The 18,442-nt window shown below is 70.8% G+C and carries 20 protein-coding genes; 10 read left to right on the forward strand and 10 right to left on the reverse strand.

The window, feature by feature from the left end:
- Positions 1-19 precede the first annotated feature (19 nt).
- From Pka01_RS12040 to rimP, 3 genes are read right to left on the reverse strand one after another with little or no spacing between them, the layout of a single operon-like run.
- Complete coding sequence (locus Pka01_RS12040; RefSeq protein ID WP_203882777.1) at positions 20-307, reverse strand: YlxR family protein; 288 nt, start codon at positions 305-307, stop codon at positions 20-22.
- Positions 291-1,280 (reverse strand): transcription termination factor NusA, encoded by a 990-nt coding sequence (gene nusA / locus Pka01_RS12045; protein WP_203882778.1) that lies wholly within the window; start codon positions 1,278-1,280, stop codon positions 291-293. The genes Pka01_RS12040 and nusA overlap by 17 nt, the downstream gene beginning before the upstream one ends.
- Before the next feature lie 22 nt (positions 1,281-1,302).
- A complete protein-coding gene (gene rimP, locus Pka01_RS12050; protein WP_203882779.1) occupies positions 1,303-1,824 on the reverse strand; it encodes a ribosome maturation factor RimP in 522 nt (173 codons plus the stop codon).
- A gap of 157 nt (positions 1,825-1,981) precedes the next feature.
- Here rimP and Pka01_RS12055 point away from each other — a divergent pair, with 157 nt between their 5' ends.
- Positions 1,982-2,479 carry a hypothetical protein gene (locus Pka01_RS12055; RefSeq protein WP_203882780.1) on the forward strand — a complete coding sequence of 166 codons (498 nt, stop codon included), beginning with the start codon at positions 1,982-1,984 and terminating at the stop codon, positions 2,477-2,479.
- On the forward strand, positions 2,472-3,035 hold the full coding sequence (locus tag Pka01_RS12060) for a ferritin-like domain-containing protein (protein ID WP_203882781.1): 564 nt from the start codon (positions 2,472-2,474) through the stop codon (positions 3,033-3,035). Before Pka01_RS12055 ends, Pka01_RS12060 begins: the two co-directional genes overlap by 8 nt.
- Before the next feature lie 21 nt (positions 3,036-3,056).
- On the opposite strand, the gene Pka01_RS12065 is transcribed toward Pka01_RS12060, so the two are convergent.
- Complete coding sequence (locus tag Pka01_RS12065; protein ID WP_203882782.1) at positions 3,057-4,799, reverse strand: proline--tRNA ligase; 1,743 nt, start codon at positions 4,797-4,799, stop codon at positions 3,057-3,059.
- Positions 4,800-4,947: 148 nt separating this feature from the next.
- A complete protein-coding gene (locus tag Pka01_RS12070; protein ID WP_239114918.1) occupies positions 4,948-5,436 on the reverse strand; it encodes a hypothetical protein in 489 nt (162 codons plus the stop codon).
- 407 nt (positions 5,437-5,843) lie between these two features.
- On the opposite strand from Pka01_RS12070, the gene Pka01_RS12075 reads away from it, so the two are divergent.
- From Pka01_RS12075 to Pka01_RS12085, 3 genes are all read left to right on the forward strand, one after another.
- On the forward strand, positions 5,844-7,322 hold the full coding sequence (locus tag Pka01_RS12075; RefSeq protein WP_203882783.1) for an Hsp70 family protein: 1,479 nt from the start codon (positions 5,844-5,846) through the stop codon (positions 7,320-7,322).
- A 72-nt stretch (positions 7,323-7,394) separates the two neighbouring features.
- Positions 7,395-8,765: an FAD-dependent oxidoreductase gene (locus tag Pka01_RS12080; RefSeq protein ID WP_239114919.1), complete on the forward strand. Its 1,371-nt coding sequence runs from the start codon at positions 7,395-7,397 to the stop codon at positions 8,763-8,765.
- Positions 8,766-8,794: 29 nt separating this feature from the next.
- On the forward strand, positions 8,795-9,973 hold the full coding sequence (locus tag Pka01_RS12085) for a DUF6986 family protein (protein ID WP_203882784.1): 1,179 nt from the start codon (positions 8,795-8,797) through the stop codon (positions 9,971-9,973).
- A 68-nt stretch (positions 9,974-10,041) separates the two neighbouring features.
- Here Pka01_RS12085 and Pka01_RS12090 read toward each other — a convergent pair whose 3' ends face one another.
- The 3 genes from Pka01_RS12090 to Pka01_RS12100 form a co-directional block, all read right to left on the reverse strand.
- Positions 10,042-10,722 carry a copper homeostasis protein CutC gene (locus Pka01_RS12090; protein ID WP_203882785.1) on the reverse strand — a complete coding sequence of 227 codons (681 nt, stop codon included), beginning with the start codon at positions 10,720-10,722 and terminating at the stop codon, positions 10,042-10,044.
- Between the two features lie 52 nt (positions 10,723-10,774).
- Complete coding sequence (locus Pka01_RS12095) at positions 10,775-11,365, reverse strand: GNAT family N-acetyltransferase (RefSeq protein WP_203882786.1); 591 nt, start codon at positions 11,363-11,365, stop codon at positions 10,775-10,777.
- Positions 11,366-11,551: 186 nt separating this feature from the next.
- Positions 11,552-12,304, reverse strand: coding sequence for a GntR family transcriptional regulator (locus tag Pka01_RS12100; RefSeq protein WP_203882787.1), 753 nt, complete (start codon positions 12,302-12,304; stop codon positions 11,552-11,554).
- A gap of 137 nt (positions 12,305-12,441) precedes the next feature.
- Here Pka01_RS12100 and Pka01_RS12105 point away from each other — a divergent pair, with 137 nt between their 5' ends.
- The 3 genes from Pka01_RS12105 (at position 12,442) to Pka01_RS12115 (ending at position 14,217) form a co-directional block, all read left to right on the forward strand.
- Positions 12,442-12,738 carry a hypothetical protein gene (locus tag Pka01_RS12105; RefSeq protein WP_203882788.1) on the forward strand — a complete coding sequence of 99 codons (297 nt, stop codon included), beginning with the start codon at positions 12,442-12,444 and terminating at the stop codon, positions 12,736-12,738.
- A gap of 195 nt (positions 12,739-12,933) precedes the next feature.
- On the forward strand, positions 12,934-13,695 hold the full coding sequence (locus Pka01_RS12110) for an SDR family oxidoreductase (protein WP_203882789.1): 762 nt from the start codon (positions 12,934-12,936) through the stop codon (positions 13,693-13,695).
- Positions 13,696-13,746: 51 nt separating this feature from the next.
- Positions 13,747-14,217, forward strand: a complete 471-nt coding sequence (locus Pka01_RS12115; RefSeq protein ID WP_203882790.1) for a TIGR00725 family protein — start codon at positions 13,747-13,749, stop codon at positions 14,215-14,217.
- A gap of 59 nt (positions 14,218-14,276) precedes the next feature.
- Here the strand turns inward: Pka01_RS12115 and Pka01_RS12120 are convergent, their stop codons facing one another.
- Complete coding sequence (locus Pka01_RS12120) at positions 14,277-15,101, reverse strand: ATP-grasp domain-containing protein (protein WP_203882791.1); 825 nt, start codon at positions 15,099-15,101, stop codon at positions 14,277-14,279.
- 67 nt (positions 15,102-15,168) lie between these two features.
- Positions 15,169-16,656 (reverse strand): glycoside hydrolase family 3 protein, encoded by a 1,488-nt coding sequence (locus Pka01_RS12125; RefSeq protein WP_203882792.1) that lies wholly within the window; start codon positions 16,654-16,656, stop codon positions 15,169-15,171.
- 368 nt (positions 16,657-17,024) lie between these two features.
- Here Pka01_RS12125 and Pka01_RS12130 point away from each other — a divergent pair, with 368 nt between their 5' ends.
- Positions 17,025-17,708 (forward strand): TetR/AcrR family transcriptional regulator, encoded by a 684-nt coding sequence (locus Pka01_RS12130; RefSeq protein WP_203882793.1) that lies wholly within the window; start codon positions 17,025-17,027, stop codon positions 17,706-17,708.
- Positions 17,705-18,388 carry a DNA alkylation repair protein gene (locus Pka01_RS12135; protein WP_203882794.1) on the forward strand — a complete coding sequence of 228 codons (684 nt, stop codon included), beginning with the start codon at positions 17,705-17,707 and terminating at the stop codon, positions 18,386-18,388. Before Pka01_RS12130 ends, Pka01_RS12135 begins: the two co-directional genes overlap by 4 nt.
- The last annotated feature ends 54 nt before the right edge of the window (positions 18,389-18,442 follow it).

Below are 18,442 nucleotides of genomic sequence, written 5' to 3' on the forward strand. Positions count from 1 at the left end.
ATTCACCCGGCACTTACCCTCAGTCAAGCCCCTCGAGGTGAGCACGCAGACGCGCCACATCGAGCGCCCTCTGCGCGCGGAACGCGCGAGAGAACGCCCGGCGGCGTTCGGCGAGCTCCAGACAGCCCAGAGACGGATGCAACGAAGCACCACGCCCAGGAAGCCGTCCTCGTAGGTCGGGGACGATGACGTCATCGACCACTACCAGGCGGAGCAACTCGGACTTTACCGTGCGAACCCGGCACCCCACACATGTTCGCAGTGGGGCAGCCTGGTCACCGCTCTCCAGCTTACCTTGCCGAGGCATCAGCGGGATCAGCCGGTACCTCCTGAGCGTCCGACCGGATGTCGATGCGCCATCCGGTCAGGCGCGCGGCGAGGCGGGCGTTCTGCCCCTCTTTGCCGATGGCCAGCGACAGCTGGTAGTCGGGCACGGTCACCCGCGCCACCCGGCCGTCCAGGTCGATCACCTCGACACGCGAAACACGTGCGGGCGAGAGCGCATTCCCGACGAACTCGGCCGGATCGTCCGACCAGTCGATGATGTCGATCTTCTCGCCGTGGAGCTCGGTCATCACATTCCGGACACGGGATCCCATCGGCCCGATGCAGGCGCCCTTGGCGTTCACTCCGGGCTTCCTGGACCTCACCGCGATCTTCGTGCGGTGGCCCGCCTCACGGGCGATGGCCGCGATCTCCACCGTGCCGTCGGCGATCTCCGGCACCTCCAGGGCGAACAGCTTCTTCACCAGGTTCGGGTGGGTGCGCGACAGGGTCACGGAGGGACCCTTCGGCCCCTTCTTCACCTGCACGACGTAGCACCGCAGGCGCTCGCCGTGGACGTACTCCTCACCGGGGACCTGCTCGTTGTGCGGGAGGATCGCCTCGATCTTGCCGAGGTCGACCAGCACGACGCGCGGGTCCTTGCCCTGCTGGATGATGCCGGCGACCAGCTCGCCCTCACGGCTGGCGAACTCACCGAAGTTGATCTCGTCTTCCGCGTCGCGCAACTGCTGGAGGATGACCTGCTTGGCCGTCGTGGCGGCGATCCGGCTGAAGTTGCCCGGAGTGTCGTCGTACTCCCTGGCGACCTCGCCGCCCTCGTCGAGCTCCGCGGCCCAGATCGTCACGTGTCCCGAGACCCTGTCGAGCTCGGCACGCGCCTTCTGCGCCGCGCCCTCCGTGCGGAAGTAAGCGATCAGCAACGCGTCCTCGATCGCCTTGACGACCAGGTCGAAGGAGATGTCCTTCTCCCGCTCCAGGCTGCGCAGGACGCTCATGTCAATGTCCACAAGGTTCCCCCTAGCCCTCGTCGTCGATGTCGTCGTCGCCGAGGTCGTCCAGGCCGTCGTCCGCGTCGTCGTCGAGATCGGCCGCACGGCTGAACTCGACCTGCACACGACCCCTGACCAGTTCCTCGAACCCGAGGCGGCGCGTCCCGTCCAGCTCGACGCCGGAATCGTCGGCGCCGGTCACGCGGCCTTCGGCCGACGTGCCGTCCTTCAGCTCCGCCTTGACCAGGCGGCCGGTCGCGCGCCTCCAATGGCGCGGCTCCGTGAGCGGACGGTCGACTCCCGGGGAGGTGACCTCCAGGACGTAGGGCGCCGAGCCCAGTGGGTCCGCGGCGTCGAGCTCCTTGGAGATCGACAGGCTGACCTCGGCCACGTCGTCGAGGCTCACGCCGCCGTCGCGGTCGACCACCACACGCACCAGCCTGCGCTTGCCCGCCGGAGTGACCGTGACGTCCTCGAGATCGAATCCGTCGGCGGCGACCACCGGGCCGAGCAACTTCTCAAGGCGGTCGCGTCGAGCTCCGTCGCCCATACCGACCTCCCATTTGTTCGTTTGACTCGCCCGATGTGCCAACAGCCTATCGACACTGCGGGGCGGAAAGAGCGCCACACCCGGCGGCTGCCCACCACACGCACGACCATCCGTGTCAGGCGGTGACCACTGGGTGCCGAGCCGTACGATCTATGACGTGGAGCACACAACCGGGGGACACGTCACGAGGCGTGCCCTGCTGGGCACGGCCGTATCCGGGTTGCTCGTCTCCGGCTGCTCGTCGATGTCCTCCGGGCCGGCCGCGCCGAAACCGGTGGATCCCCAGGTGGTGCTGCTGAGGTCGCTCATCGCGGCGAAGGAGCAGATGATCGAGCTCTACCAGCGGGGGACGCTCTCCGAGAACGTGCCCGCGTCCGCGCTCGCGCCGTTCCAGGAACGCCACGCCGCCCATCTGGCGGCCTTCCGCAAGCTCCTCCCCGCCGACGCCGCGGCGACCCCCTCCGCGGCGGGAACCCCGTCGCCGGCGCCGACGTCCGCCGTCTCCGTCAAGAAGCTGCGCGACGCGGAGCGCAAGGCGGCGGCAGGGCGGCCCGCGCAGATGGCCCAGGCCTCTCCCGCCCTCTCCCAGCTGCTCGCCAGCGTCGGGGCGTGCGAGGCCGTCCACGTGATGGCTCTGGGAGGTCTGCGTGGCTGATCCCCTCGCGAAGGCCCTGGCCGCCGAGCACGCCGCGGTGTACGCCTACGGCGTGATCGGCGCGAAGACGACGGGCAAGCTGCGCGCCAGGGCCACGACGTCGTTCGACGCGCATCGGGCCCGGCGCGACCAGCTGCGCGCGCTGATCAACCAGCGGGGCGTGGAACCGGCCGAGCCGGCCCCGACCTACCGGCTGCCGTTCGAGGTGACGACCTCTTCCGACGCCGTACGCCTCGCCGTGGTCGTCGAACAGCGGCTCGTCACCGCCTATCTCGAACTGGCGGCCGACGCCGACGCGGCCGTCCGCCGCGTCGCCGCGCTGGCCGCCCAGGAGTCCGCCACCCGCGCGTACGGCTGGCAGCCCGCGGTCACCGCGTTCCCCGGGATGCCCGGGCAGACTGCCTCACCCGCGCAGCCGGACGGCGCGGGCGAGGAGACGGACGACACCACTGGCGACACCACTGACGAGGCCACCGACGGCACCGGAGATACGAGCGCGACCACCGAGACGATCGACCCCACGCCGATCGCCTCGGAGCCGGTCGCCGCCCAGTGACCCGGCGCGGCGACCGGGTGATCAGGCCTGGGCGGCCGCGAGGACGCGGTCCACGGCCTCGTCGAGCGGGATCTCCTGCTTGGTCCCCGCCGCACGGTCGCGCAGCTCCACGACGCCCTGGGCGAGCCCGCGCCCGACGATGAGGACCGTGGGCAGCCCGAGCAGCTCGGCGTCCTTGAACTTCACGCCCGGGGACACCCCGGGACGGTCGTCGACCAGGACGCGCAGACCGCGCGCCTCCAGCGTCTCCGCGAGCTGGGCGGCCACCTCGATCTGGTTCTCCTTGCCGGTCCCGACGATGTGCACATCGGCGGGGGCCACCTCACGCGGCCAGACCAGACCGAGCTCGTCGTGCCGCTGCTCGGCCAGGACGGCCACGGCACGCGAGACGCCCACACCGTAGGAGCCCATGGTGATCCGGATCGGCTTGCCGTCGGGGCCGAGCGCGTCGAGCCCCGCCGCGTCGGCGTACTTGCGGCCGAGCTGGAAGATGTGGCCGATCTCGATGCCCCGGTCGATCGACAGGGGGTGGCCGCAGCGCGGGCACGCGTCCCCGGCCCTGACCTCGGCCGCCTCGATCGTGCCGTCGGCCTCGAAGTCGCGTCCCGCGACCACGTGGGCGGCGTGCTTGCCGGGCTGGTTGGCGCCGGTGACCCACGCCGAGCCCTCGACCACGCGGGGATCGACGAGGTAGCGGATGCCGAGCGACTTGAGGACCTGCGGGCCGATGTAGCCGCGCACGAGGCCGGGGTGACGGACGAAGTCCTCCGCCTCGAAGATCTCCGGCACGCCGGGCGCGAGGAAGGCCTCCAGCCGCTTGAAGTCGATCTCACGGTCACCGGGAACGCCGATGATCAGCGTCTCGAGCTTGTCCGATCCCGGCGTGCGGACCTTGACCACGATGTTCTTCAAGGTGTCCGCCGCGGTGATCCCGAGGCCGAAATGCTCGTTGACGTGGTCGACGAGGGACTCGATGGTGGGCGTGTTCGGCGTGTCGAGCACCTCGAGCGCGGGCTGCGCGGTCCTGACGGCCGGCGGGGCGGGCGTGACGACCGCCTCGGCGTTGGCCGCGTAGTCGCAGTTGCGGCAGGCCACGAACGTGTCCTCACCCGTGGGCGCCTTGGCCAGGAACTCCTCGGACGCCGATCCGCCCATGGCGCCCGACATGGCGAAGACGACGCGGTAGTCGATGCCGAGCCGCTCGAAGATCCGGATGTAGGCCTCGCGGTGCATCTCGTAGGAGCGCTTGAGGCCGTCGTCGTCGAGGTCGAAGGAGTAGGAGTCCTTCATGACGAACTCGCGCCCGCGCAGGATGCCGGCCCGGGGACGTGCCTCGTCGCGGTACTTCGTCTGGATCTGGTAGAGGGTCACCGGATAGTCCTTGTAGGAGGAGTACTCCCCCTTGACCATGTCGGTGAACATCTCCTCGTGGGTCGGCCCGAGGAGGTAGTCGGCGCCCTTGCGGTCCTTGAGGCGGAACAGCGTGTCGCCGTACTCGGTCCACCGGCCGGTCGCCTCGTAGTAGTCGCGGGGCAGCAGCGCGGGGAAGAGCACCTCCTGGGCGCCGATCCGGTTCATCTCCTCGCGGACGACCCGGGCGACGTTCTCCAGGACGATCTTGCCGAGCGGCAGCCAGGAGTAGATTCCGGGGGCGACCCTGCGGACGTATCCGGCGCGGACGAGCAGCTTGTGGCTCGGCACTTCCGCGTCCGCCGGATCCTCACGCAGGGTGCGCAGGAACAGGGTCGACATACGCAGTAGCACGGCTACTCCTTGCTCGTGAGAGCTCTCATGCCGCGTCCTGCGGGAAGCTCGCGGAGACCGGCGCCTGAGAGACGACGTGAGTACGACGTGCACCAAGGGTATCCAGTCCCGGCCACGCGGCGCCCCTGGAAAAACGTCCCCCGGGGCGTCAGCCGCCGAGAAGCTCCTCCCACTGCCTGCGCGGGGTGACGCGCCTGCCCGCCGTCACCGCGCCGTCGAGCGTCGCCGACATACGCCACAACCCCGGGCGCGCCCGCAGGCGGGTCATACCGATCGGGTCGACGGCCCGCAACACGAAGCTCACGCCCATCACGTCCAGTGTCGCCATGGAGGCGGTCACGAGGCCGGCCGGCCCGGCCAGCGAGCCGGCGAATCCCGGCTCCTGGACGCGTTCCACCAGCAGCGCCGCCACCTCTGAGGCGTTCGGCCCGTCCCGCCACTCGATGTGCCAGGAGTGGTCGCTCCCCCGCCACCAGGCGAGATCGCGGCAGGCCTCGAGCATCTCTGCCTCACCCGCCAGTACGGCCATGACGCGGCCTAATGCCTCGTACCGCCGTGCATTCGGTGTCCGGGCGTCGTCACGATCGAAGGCCGCCTGCGGCCCGATCTCGTCCCGCCCCCCGCGGAGTGCCGTCATGCCTCGGAGGGTTTCATCTATCGGCCCCCTCGTCCTGGAGTTGCCGTCTTTTGGGCCGCGGCAGGAGCTCTCGTGGTCTGCGCCGCTCCCGGCCGGGCCGGACAGCGGCGGGACTCGGACGTGAAAGAACCGCACGTCCACGCCCTCCGCCCGATGCACGCCCGTGCGGCGGCGCACGACGGGGTCAGGGAACGGGCCCGGCCGGACGGAAAAGTCGCGACCGGAAACGACCTTTGCGGCCACCCCGAGGGCCGAGCCCGCCTTTCCGTCAAATAAACGAATGACAACCTTTATTCGAAGGATGCATTGTTTGACAGGAAATTTCGCCGCATTGCTCAAATAACGATCGGACGTGATACTCACCACGTGCGTCTCACCGTCCGGAGACCGCGCGGAGGAGAGGGCCGATGGGCGAGCGGATCTGGGACCGGCGCAAGACGCGGCGCGTGGTGGGCATCGACCTGGGAACCACCGAGTCCGCCGTGGCGATCCTCAGGGGCGGCTCGCCGAGCGTCGTCGTCAACGCTGAGGGCGCACGGACCACCCCGTCCGTCGTCGCCTTCACCGACACCGGCGAGGTCCTCGTCGGCGGGGCCGCCAGGCGGCAGGCCGTGGTGAATCCCGGACGCACCGTCCGTTCGGTCAAGCGCCTGATGGGCACCGGCCGGACCGTCGAGATCGACGGCAGGACGTTCGCGCCCCAGCAGATCAGCGCCTTCATCCTGCGCAAGCTCAAGGAGGACGCCGAGGCCCGCCTGGGCGAGAGCGTCACCGGCGCGGTGATCACCGTCCCGGTCTGCTTCGGCGAGCCCGAGCGGCGGACCACCAGGGAGGCCGGCGAGATCGCGGGCCTCAACGTGCTCCGCATCGCCAACGAGCCCGTCGCCGCGGCCATGGCTCACCGGCTGAACAGGCTCGGCGCGGGGAAGGAGCAGACGGTCCTGGTCTTCGACCTCGGCGGCGGCACGTACGACGTGTCCCTGCTCGACGTCGGCCCCCGCGGCGTGCACGTGCGTGCGGCGAGCGGCGACGCCCGCCTGGGCGGCGACGACTGGGACAGGCGTCTCGTCGACGAGCTCCTGAAGCGCTACAGGGTCCTGCACGATGTCGACATGTCCGGCGACGAGCAGGCTCTCCGGCGCCTCGCAGAGGCGGCGGAGAGGGCCAGGATCGAGCTGTCCGACAGGTCGCAGACCAGCGTGCACACGGCCTACAGAAGGACCCGCCAGGGATTCCCGTCGTTCCTGGATCAGACCCTGACCAGGGGCGAGTTCGAGTTGATCACGGCTGACCTGCTCGATCGTTGCAGAGCCCCCTTCCACCAGGTCGTCAAGCAGGCGGGGGTCAGGATGTCCGACGTCGCCCACGTGGTGCTGGCCGGCGGTGCGACGCGGATGCCCGCCTTCTCCGCGCTGGTCAGGGAGCTGACCGGCAGGGAGCCCATCGCCGCCGGCCCCGACGAGGCCGTCGTCCTCGGCGCCGCCCTCCTGGCGGGAGCACCCGCGGACGAGCCGGCGGAACGCGTCCCCGCGAACCGTCTGACCAGTTCGATCGGCATCGAGACCAGGGGCGGCACGCTCACGCCGGTCATCGAGCGCGGCACGGTGCTCCCGGCGAGCCGGGCGGAGATCTTCACCACGGCCGAGGACGCCCAGGAATCGATCAAGATCGCGGTCTTCCAGGGGAACGACGGGCGCGTCGCCTCCGCCACGGAGCTGGGCAGGTACGAGGTGACCGGAATCGTCGCCGCTCCGCGCGGCCGCCCGCAGATCGAGATCACGTTCGCGGTCGACGCGGGAGGGCTGTTCAGCGTGTCCGCGCGCGATCTCGGCACGGGGAGACCGCAGCCGATGACGCGCCTGGACGGCCCCGCCGGCCGGCGATGACCGGGCGTGGGACGGCAACGGCGCGACGCCGCGCAAGATCGCGCTCCCGGGTTCTGGCCGGGAGGGGTGCCGATGCCTGAGAATCACGAGGAGGACGCTGGCACTGTGGAGGCCATGATGGCGTTGCGCGTGGCGGTCGTCGGATCGGGTCCGGCAGGGATCTACACGGCGGAAGCGCTGATCAAACAGGCCCAGGGGCCGGTGGAGATCGACGTGATCGAGCGCCTGCCGACCCCCTACGGCCTCGTGCGGTACGGCGTGGCCCCCGACCACACCTCGATCAAGTCGATCGCGGGATACCTCCGCCGCGTGCTCGAGAGCCCGGGCGTCCGTTTCCTCGGCGGCGTCGAGTTCGGCTCGGACGTGTCGGCGGACGAACTGCTGTCGTGCTACGACGCCGTCGTCTACTGCACGGGCGCCATGGTGGACAGGCACCTCGGCGTCCCCGGCGAGGACCTTCCTGGGAGCGTCGCCGCGACCGACTTCGTCAACTGGTACTGCGGGCACCCCGACGTGCCGCCGGACGCCTTCACCCTCGACGCCGAGGACGTGGTGGTCATCGGCGTCGGCAACGTCGCGGTCGACGTCGTCCGCGTGCTCGCCAAGGGCGCCGCGGAACTGCGGGGAACCGACGTACCCGAGGAGGTCATGCGGCGCCTGGAGGAGTCACGGGTCCGGCGCATCCACATGGTCGGCAGGAGGGGCCCGGAGCACGCCAAGTTCACCCTCAAGGAGTTGCGTGAGCTCGGCGAGCTGATCAACGCCGACGTCCTCACCTTCCCCCACGAGGTGAAGGTCGAGGATCTGACCACCCTGTCCCGCCAGACCCGGGGGAACGTCGACGTCCTGCAGGCGTGGTCGGGACGCGTGCCTTCGGACCGGCCGCGGCGCCTGGAGGTGCGTTTCTGGCTGCGCCCGGTCGAGATCCTGGGCGTCTCCCACGTCGAGGGCATCCGGCTCGAGCGGACGCTGCTGCGTGACGGCCGGGTCGTGGGGACGGGCGAGTTCGAGACCATCCCCGCCGACATGGTGATGCGATCGGTCGGCTACCAGAGCGTCCCGCTGGCCGGGGTGCCCTTCGACAGTTCGACGATGACCGTGCCCAACGTGGCCGGCAGGGTGTCCGACCGGCAGTACGTGGCCGGCTGGCTCAAGCGGGGGCCGACCGGGGTGATCGGGACCAACAAGTCCGACGCCGCGGAGACCGTCCGCACGCTGCTGGCCGAGACGACGCCGGGGACGGCCCGGGCCCGGCTCGACGACCTGCTGAGCGCCCGCGGCGTGACGCCCCTGACCTACCAGGACTGGCTCGCGATCGAGACCGCGGAGGCCGAGCTGGCCACGTCGCTGAAGCGGGGAGAACGCGTCAAGCTGGTGGGCCGCGCAGCCATGCTCGCCGCCTGCGGGCGGGTCGCCCAACCCGCGCCGGACGGGCGGCCCTGATCGCGGCGGACTCTGCGAGGATCGTGACCATGGACACGACGCTGGCCGCGCCGGACGAGCTGATCGAGGGTTTCCACGCGGCCCACCGGCGGCAGTCGGAGCGCTACCCCGCCCGGGAGATCGCCTGGCAGCCGGTGCACACGGTCTACGTCCCGGCCGACCGGGTGACGCCGGGGACCGTGACCGAATGGCGGCAGGCCGCCATGGACCTGCTGCACCGGCACGTATTCGCCCCCGCGGAGCTGGCCTCGCTGTTCGATCTCGACATCGACCTCGCGACCCCCGTCCACGACCGGGTGCGCAGGAAGCTCGCCGCGGAGCCGATCGAGGACCTGCGCGTCGACTTCGAGGACGGCTACGGCTTCCGGCCGTGGGACGAGGAGGACCACCACGTCGAGAGCGCCGCCGCTGCGATCGCGGCGATGCACGAGGCGGGCGCGCTGCCCCGGCGCTGGGGGCCGCGGGTCAAGTCCTTCGCCGACGGGGACCCGGGACGGTCGCTCCGCACACTGGACGGTTTCCTGACCGAGGTCCTGAAGCGCACCGGAGAACTGCCCGCCGGGTTCACCGTGACGTTCCCCAAGGTCCTCGTCGAGGACTACCTCGGGCAGTTCGCCGGGTGCCTGGAGGCGCTCGAGCGGTCCCTGCGCCTCGCCCCGGGCACGCTCAGGTTCGAGATGCAGGTGGAGGCGCCGCAGACGGTGATGTTCCTCCAGCGCTCCGCCGACCTCGTCCCCTCGCTGGGCGGACGGCTGGCGGCGGCGCACTTCGGCGTCTTCGACTACACCGCCGCGATCGGCCTGCCCCCGCACGAGCAGCGGCTCGATCATCCCGCCTGCGACCACGCCAGGCACGTCATGCAGACGGCCCTGGCCGGGACCGGGGTGGAGCTCTCGGACGGTTCGCTCGCGGCTGCTCCGGCCTCCGACTCCCCCGAGGACGTCGGCGATCTCCTCCGGCGGCATTCCGCCCTGGTGCGGCACTCGCTGGCGCACGGCTACTACCAGGGCTGGGACATGCATCCGTCCCATCTCGTCAGCCGGTTCGCGACCGTCTACGCCTTCCACTACAAGTGTTACGAGGCCTACGCCGAACGGATCTCCGCCTGGGAGGACGAGCGCACCGCGGTTGGCGGCGCGCTGGACGAGCCCGCGACGGTCAAGACCATGATGGCGGCCCTCGCCCGCGCCGACCACGCGCTGTCCTGACCCGCGTCCGCGCCGAGCCCGCCCGGCGGCGTCACGGGAGCACCGCGCGGCCCGCCGCGCGGCGGATCTCAGGCGAGGTCCACGAGCTCCCGCCACGCGCGGACGCGGGCCGGGTCGACGGGCAGGCTCCACGAGTCCCGGACGGCGCTGCCGACGTGGAAGGCTCTGATGCCGTAATTGAGCAGCACGGGCACGTGCTCGGTCCTGAGCCCTCCCCCGGCGAGCGCGAGCGGCCCGTCACCCGCCTCGGCCCTGGCGCGTAAGACCGCCAGGCCGTCTCCCACTCCGTCGGGCGATCCCGCCGTGAGGACGGTGGAGAGGTTGGGCAGGAGCCGTACGGCGCGCCAGGCCGCGCGGACGTCGGCGGCGTGGTCGACGGCGCGGTGGAACGTCCACGGCAGCGGCGCGACGGCGTGGATCAGCGCCTCTGTGGCGAGCAGGTCCACGACGCCGTCACCGGTGAGGAACCCGAAGACGAAGCCGGCCGCGCCCGCCTCGGACAGCTCCTTGGCGTCGCGGCGCAGCCGGTCCAGTTCCTCGCCCGTCACACCGAAACCCGCGTTGCGGCGCAGCATGACCATCTGGGGCAGCCCGCACTCCGCCGCGATCGCCGCCACGGTCTCCGCCGAGGGGGTGAGTCCGTCGGAGCTCATGTCGGCCACGATCTCCAGGCGGTCAGCGCCGCCCTCCTCGGCGGCCACCGCGTCGCGCACGTCCAGCGCGATCACTTCCAGGAGAGATCCGGTCATGATGCGAACAGTATCGGGTCCCTTTGAGACGCCGTACGGCATCCGCCCCTGTTCAGACCTGGATCAACTCCTTGTGAGCCTCGGTGTCAAGGGCGCGGCCGTACCCGGTCTCGCCGGCGGGCCGCTCGAAGAGAGCGCCGGAGGCCCGGTGCGGCAGGTCCACCGTGCGCACGTGGCGGAACCCGAGCCCGCGGTAGTACGCCTGCAACCGGGTGTTGTCCTTGGCGCAGTCGAGGCGCAGCCACCTCCTGCCCGTCCGGGCCGCGCGCGCGACCGCCCAGCCCAGCAGCACCTCGCCGAGCCCCTGGCCCGAGTAGGCCCTGCTGACGGCGAGTTTGTGCACGTACAGGGCGTCGTGCGGCCGGTCGGGCGCCGACCAGAACTCCGGGTCGGCGTGGGCGTCCACCGCCATGGTCGCGGCGGGGACGGGATCGATCCCGTCGTCCAGCAGGTACATCACGCCCTGGTCGATCAGGGGCTCGATCCGCGCGGCCGGGAAGCCGCCGTCCGGCCACTGCCGCACCCCGGCGGCGTTCAGCCACTTCGCCGCCTCGGCCAGGAGTGTGAGCACGGTCGGCAGATCGCTCGCCGTCGCGCGACGGAGCGTGAGTTCGGCGGGCAGATCAAGGGTGTTCGTGGGCATGAGTGAGTCCTTCCGGTGCTGAGCGAGTTGATGTGAACACGAAGAGTGACGGCCGCGCGCCGCACGGCGGCCGCGTCAGCGAAGGGAGGTGAGCAGCATCAGGGTGCCCGGGCGTTGCGCGGTGATCGCTCGCGGCGGGCGCACAGCCAGAGACGACCCCTCCGGCGAGGGGTCATCCGTGTTTCGTCAATGGCGTTCCAGCTCGTATCTGATCAGGTGCTTGTCGGCGGGGAGAACCGACACGGCGACGCGCACTGGCGTATCTTCCGAGTCATATCCAACCCGGACATAAACGACAACTGGCGTACCCGGTTCCAGCTGAAGTTGCAATGCTTCATCCGGAGTCGGCATACGTGCCGAAATATCGTCGACTGCCCGTACCTGGTGATGCCCGAGCTCCGCCAGTACGCGGTTGGCCCCGCGCTTGATGTCCCCCGGCCTCGCGATCTCCGAGTCTCCGACGAGATCCAGCGGGAAGTACGAGTCGTACGTGTTGTACGGCTGGCCGTCCACGAAACGCAGACGGCGGCGGACGACGGCGAGGGAGTCGTCGCCCAGGGCGAGCCGGATGGAGACGTCCTCCGGGGGTTTGACGATCGAGACCTCGATGTTCTGGTCGGCCCGGCGGCCCTCCGAGGTGACCGCGTGAACGAACGAGTCGAAACGGGGCTCGCTCTGGTCGAGCGGGAGGAACTCGTCCTGGGGACGCATGAGAAGAGGCCGGCGTTCGCGCACGAACGTTCCGCGCCGGCGCATCCGGAGGATGAGGCCCTCGTTCTCCAGTTCGCCCAGTGCCAGCCGTACCGTGTTGCGGCTGACGCCGTGCATTTCCATGAGGTCGGTCTCGGTCGGTATCTGGTCGCCTGGCGCGAGATCACCCGTATAGATGGCCCGGCGCACTTCGGCGGCCACCTGTTGGTAGAGCGATGATCGTGCCATCTTTCCTCAATCTACCCTTTTGTTCCAACAAATCTAGACGATCTCGGTCTGCCGGGGAACAACCCCTTGACCTGACCCCGTTCGGCCGCGCATTATCCAAACGTTGGTACAAATCCATCAAATGGGGGTGAGCGCCGGTGCTAGCGGTCCGCGCGGGTACGCCGTACCTGCCCTGGCGCGATCCCGGCGAGGCGACGCGTTTGCTTCGCTACGCCCTGCATCGGCAGGGATTCACCCACACCTACCAGAGCAACGGGAACGGCATGTCCGTGCTGTCGGTATCTACCGAACTGACCGTCTGGTGCAAGAACGGATGCTTTGTGTGGAGCGAAGGTGATCTGGTGGTCACGCATCCGTCCGACGATCCCGACGGCGCGACACGCCTGATAATGCGGCATTACCGCGTGCCGGAGCAGCAGTCGGAGGACGGCTGATCCCCCTGAACTCCGCGCGAACAAGCGAGGCTTCGACCCCAACCCTCGCCGGGGTCGAAGCCTCCCGCCGGGGAGGTGCGCGTCCTGGCGGGTCCCCCACGCCCGCCAGGACGCGTCGCCATCTCGATGACGCCCCGCCCCGAACGCCGCCGAGATCGCCCTGTCGCGTGACCGACCGGTCGGTATGCTGCGGGCATGACTCTGTTCTCGGTGGAAGGCAAGACGGTCGTCGTCACCGGCGGCTCCCGCGGGATCGGCAAGATGATCGCGGCCGGTTTCCTCGACGCGGGCGCGACGGTCTACATCTCCTCGCGCAAGAAGGACGAGCTGGAGGCCACGGCTGCGGAGCTCGGATGCCAGGCCGTCCAGGCCGACCTGTCGACACCTGAGGGAGTGGAGACGCTCTTCGAGGCCGTCTCGGCCCGCGAGGACCGGCTCGACGTGCTCGTCAACAACGCCGGAGCGAGCTGGGGCGCCCCGCTGGAGGAGTATCCCGAGCACGCCTTCGACAAGCTCTGGAACATCAACGTCAAGGGGATCTTCTTCCTGACCCGCCGGTTCCTTCCTCTGCTCAGGGCGTCCGCGTCGGCCGACGACCCGGCCCGCGTGATCAACGTCGGCTCGATCGACGGCATCCGCGTCCCGGCCATGGAGAACTACGCCTACTCGGCGGCCAAGGCCGGCGTGCACATGCTGACCCGGCACCTCGCCCACCAGCTCGCCCCGGAGTCGATCACCGTCAACGCCATCGCGCCCGGCCCGTTCGAGTCGAAGATGATGGCGTTCGTCCTCGACGACCCGGGAACGCGGTCCCTGGTCGAGAACTCGGTGCCGCTGGGACGGATCGGCCGGCCGGACGACATGGCGGGCGCGGCCATCTATCTGGCCTCCCGCGCCGGCTCCTACCTCACCGGCGCGGTCATCCCCGTCGACGGCGGGATCTCCACCCACGGCTGACCCGCGGCGACCTGCCCCCCGGAGAGGGCGCCGCCGCCTAGGATGACCGCCATGACGCAGGTCGCGGTGTGCGGACCGGCCGACTGCACTCCCGAGGAGGCGGCGGCCGCCAGGGAGGTGGGCCGCCTGCTGGCCGAACAGGGCGCGGTGGTCTTGTGCGGAGGCTACGGCGGCGTCATGGCCGCGGCCGCCGCGGGCGCGCGCAGAGCCGGCGGCGTCGTGGTCGGCATCCTCTCCGGCCGGGACCGCACGGGGGCGAGCCGCGACCTGACGGTCGCGATCCCCACCGGCATGGGCGAGGCGCGCAACGCCCTCATCGTCCGCGCCGCCGACGCGGTCATCGTGGTCGGCGGCTCATGGGGCACGCTGTCCGAGCTCGCGCTGGCCCGGCGCGGGGGCACCCCTGTGATCACCCTCGGCGGATGGCGGATCCTCGACTCGGCGGGGAGCCCCGTCCCCGGGCCGGTCCCCGCCGACGACCCGTCCCGGGCCGTGCGTCTCGCCCTGGCCGGGCGCGCCTAGCCGTACGCCTGCTGAGTGCGCCCGGTGAGTGCGCCTGGTGCGTGCGCCTCGGCAGGCCGTCAGAGGCTGTCCGCCAGCACCCGCGCGAACAGATCGGGCGCGTCCAGTTCGTAGCGCAGGAATAGGTACGGCTCGGCCGCCTCGAGCTCCATCAGCACCGGCTCCCCGCCCGGCATGCGGACGAGGTCGACCCGGGCGTAGAGCAGCCGCTCCCCCACCTTGCTCAGGACGAGCTCCGCGAGGGTGAACTGGTCGTCGTCGGGATCGCGCAGGCGCGCCCGGTTGGCCTCGTCGATCGCCGTCTCGGTCAGCATCGGGTGGCGCCGTACGGCGTGGCTGAACTCGCCGCCGAAGTAGAGGAGGGACAGCTCTCCCTCGTGCTCGACCGCCTCGACGTACGGCTGCACCATGGCCGTCCGGCCCGCGCCGACGAGCTTGGCGACGTGCGCCTCGGCCATCTCGCGGTCGGCGGTCCGCACCGTGTCCCGCGCTCCCGCCGAGATCGCGGGCTTGACGACGTACTCCTCCCAGTCGGGAAGCTCCGTCTCCGTCCCCGGCTCGGCCCAGTGAGTGGGCACGGTCGGCACGCCCAGGCGGCGCAGGTAGGTCTTGTCGGTGTTCCACTCGAGCACGGACGCCGGGTTGAACAGCCGCGTCACCTGCTCGACCCGCCGGGCCCAGGCCGTGAAGTCGTCACGGCGCTCGATGTAGTCCCACGCCGAGCGGACGACGACCGCGTCGAAGGAGGACCAGTCGGCCCGGGGGTCGTCCCAGGCGAGCGTCGTCCCCTCGATGCCGGCGCCGAGCCAGGCGCCCAGCAGGATCTCCCGCTCGTCGTCGAACCGCGCCACAGGGTTGTCACAGGTGACGTATGCGACCTTCATCGAGTTCTCATCTCCCCCTCGTCGGCGACCATCGTACGGATCGCGGGACGGGCGGGGAGAACCGGCGTCAGGCCTGCCCGGTCAGCACCTCCGCGGCGGCCTGGCCGCACACCCGGGCCGAGCCGTGGGTGGCGATGTGCACCGCGCCGAGGTCCGTACGGCCGGGCAGGCCCATCTCCACGATCACGCCGTCCGGGCGCGCGGCGAGGACGCGTTCCACGAAGTCCAGCTGCCAGAGGTGGCGGTGCGCGTCGCGTACGACGATCACCAGGGGCCGGTCGGCCGCCTCGCGGAGCGCGCGGTCGGGGGCTCCGTCCACGGCCTCCGGCTCGCTCAGCCGGGTGACCGTGGTGCCGGGCAGCAGCTTGCTCAGCGGCTCGCCCGCCCCCCACGGCATGCCCTTGTCGATGGCCAGGTTGGTCTCGGGCGCCAGCTCGACCACGTGGGAGGCCACCGTCAGTGGCAGGACGGCGGGGCCGCCGCGCCTGAGGGTGACCTTGACGGCCCGGCGCGCCGCGGCGAGCCCGATCTCGTCGGGAAGCTCCGTCTCGGCCGCGGCGGCGTGCCATGAGGCGAGCTTGCGCACCCGCGCCGCGGCGTCGGCCAGCCGCTCTTCCGGCAGGGCGCCCGCCACGACGGCGTCGGCGACGGCGTCGCGGATGAGTTCGACCGTGGCCTCGTCGGAGTTCTCCCCGCCCACGCAGATGGAGTCGGCGCCCGCCGTGATGGCGAGCGCGCTCGCGCCACCCAGCCCGTAGCGCCCGGCCACCGCGGCCATCTCGATGCCGTCGGTGACGATCAGCCCTTCGAAGCCGAGCCGGTTCCTGAGGAGGCCGGTGAGGATCTTCGGGCTGAGGGTGGCGGGAAGCTCCTCGTCGTACGCGGTCACGAGCAGGTGGCCCGTCATGACCGAGCGGACGCCCTCCTCGATCGCGGCGCGAAAGGGCCACAACTCCACCTCGTCCAGTTCCTCCGCCGAGGCGGTGACACGGGGGATGCTGTGGTGCGAGTCCACCGACGTGTCGCCGTGACCGGGGAAGTGCTTGGCGCAGGCGGCCACACCGGCGGACTGCAGGCCGCGGATCCAGGCCGCGGTGTGCCTGGCGACCAGGGCGGGGTCGGCGCCGAACGACCGGAGGCCGATCACCGGGTTGTCGGGGTTGGAGTTGACGTCGGCCGCCGGGGCGAAGTCGATGTTCACTCCCGCCGCGTGCAGGTCGCGCCCGACGTCGCGGGCGACCTGCTCGGTCAGGGCCACGTCGTCGACCACGCCGAGCGCGTAGTTCCCCGGACGGGAGCTGCCGGTGCGGGCCTCCAGGCGGGTGACCTCGCCGGCCTCCTCGTCGATCCCGATGAGGATCTCGTCGTTCTCCGCGCGCAGGGCCGCGGTGAGATCGGCGAGATGCGCGGGGGTGTCGACGTTGCGGGAGAAGAGCACGACTCCGGCGAGTCCGTCGGCGAGCCGCCGGCGCACCCAGTCGGGCGCCGCGGTCCCCACGAAGCCGGGGAGGAGGACGGTTTCGGCCAGACGGAGAAGGTCCGGGCTCCGTCTCATACTGTGCTCACTGGGCAGCGCTCTGGCATGCGAGAAATCTAATAGGAAACTTTCCTATTCGCTAGTCTATTGACCTCGGATTTTACAGATCGACACGCGATGTCTTGCTCCGCGTCGAGAGAAAGGCCCGTGATCGTCGACGCCGGGGCCCGCCCGGCGGCCCCGGAGGCCGACGCGAGCCGCGCCCGGCATCGCCGAGCCCCCCGAGGAGACCGCCGACGACGGCCCGACGGCGTCACGTGTACGCTGTGGCCCCGCCGTACCGGCCGCCGACCAGGGGCGGAATGCCGAAGTCGTCCGTGGTCGCACGGTTATGTCCTTAGGGAAAGCTCCGGGCGTTCGAGCAAGAGCTTGCTTGAAGGCTCATAATGGTCGGCGTGAACCAGCGTAAGAACTCCGGCGCCACCGCCGCTCCCGTACGGGCGAAGCGGACCGGCGCGACCGGTCCGGCGTCGGAGCGGCGCGACCATCTCGTGAAGCTCGCCGCCGAACTCTTCGCACGCAAGGGCTTCCAGGCCACCACGGTCCGCGAGATCGCCGACGAGGCGGGCATCCTCTCCGGGAGCCTCTATCACCACTTCGACTCCAAGGAGACGATCGTCGACGAGGTGCTCCGCACCTTCCTCGAGGATCTGATCGCGCGGTACCGCGCCGCGCTGGCCGACGCCGAGGACGCGCGGGAGGCCCTGTCCCAGCTGGTCACCATCGGTTTCCACACGCTCGAGCCGCACCGCGCCGCCATCACCGTCATGCAGAACGACTGGAACTACCTCCGTTCGCTGCCCGGCGACCGCTTCGACTACCTCGTCCGGGCCGAGGACGAGGTCGAGCGCATGTGGATGGAGCAGATCAGGCGCGGCCAGGCGAGCGGCCAGTTCCGCGCCGACGTCGACCCCAAGCTCACCTACCGCATGATCCGCGACGGGATCTGGGTGGCGGTCCGGTGGTTCCGCCCCGGCGGACGGCTCGACACCGACGCCCTCGCCGACCACTACATCAGGGTGCTGTTCGACGGACTCGCCACCGGGGACCGGACGACGCAGCCGGCATGACACTCGTCGAGAAGGTGCGGGCCGCGCTCGCCGAGGTCGCCGATCCCTCGCGCGCCCCCGCCATGCAGGCGTACATGAAATCGGCGATGCCGTTCTTCGGAGTGACGGCCGTGCCCCGGCGCGCCGCCCTGCGGCGGGTCTTCGCCGAGCACCGGCTGGAGTCGGCCCCCGAGTGGCGCAGGACCGTGCTCGCGCTGTGGCGCGAGGCCGAGTACCGCGAGGAGCGGTACGCCGCGATCGAGTTGTCCGGCTTCCGCTACTACAAGCCCTGGCAGACCCTCTACACGCTGCCCATGTACGAGGAGATGATCGTCACCGGCGCCTGGTGGGACTTCGTGGACGAACTCGCCGTCCACAGGATCGGGCCGCTGCTGCGGCTGTTCCCGGAGACGATGCGCCCGTTGATGCTGGAATGGGCCCACCAGCCGGACCGGTGGAAGCGCCGCACGGCGATCATCTGCCAGAACTCGTTCAAGCACGGCACCGACCGCGGACTCCTGTACGCCTGCATCGAGCCGAGCCTGCCGGACATCGACTTCTTCACCCGCAAGGCCATCGGCTGGGCCCTGCGCGAGTACGCCAAGACCGACCCGGCCGAGGTCGTGCGTTATGTCGGCCATCAGGGCATCTCCGGGCTGTCGCGGCGCGAGGCCCTGCGCAACGTCCCCGGCCAGGACTGAGCCCGCGGGGATCGTCGCGCAGGAGCCGGGGCCGGCGGCCGTTCGCCGCTGACG

It is taken from the genome of Planotetraspora kaengkrachanensis (assembly GCF_016862895.1).
In the GTDB taxonomy this organism is placed as follows: Bacteria; Actinomycetota; Actinomycetes; order Streptosporangiales; family Streptosporangiaceae; genus Planotetraspora; species Planotetraspora kaengkrachanensis.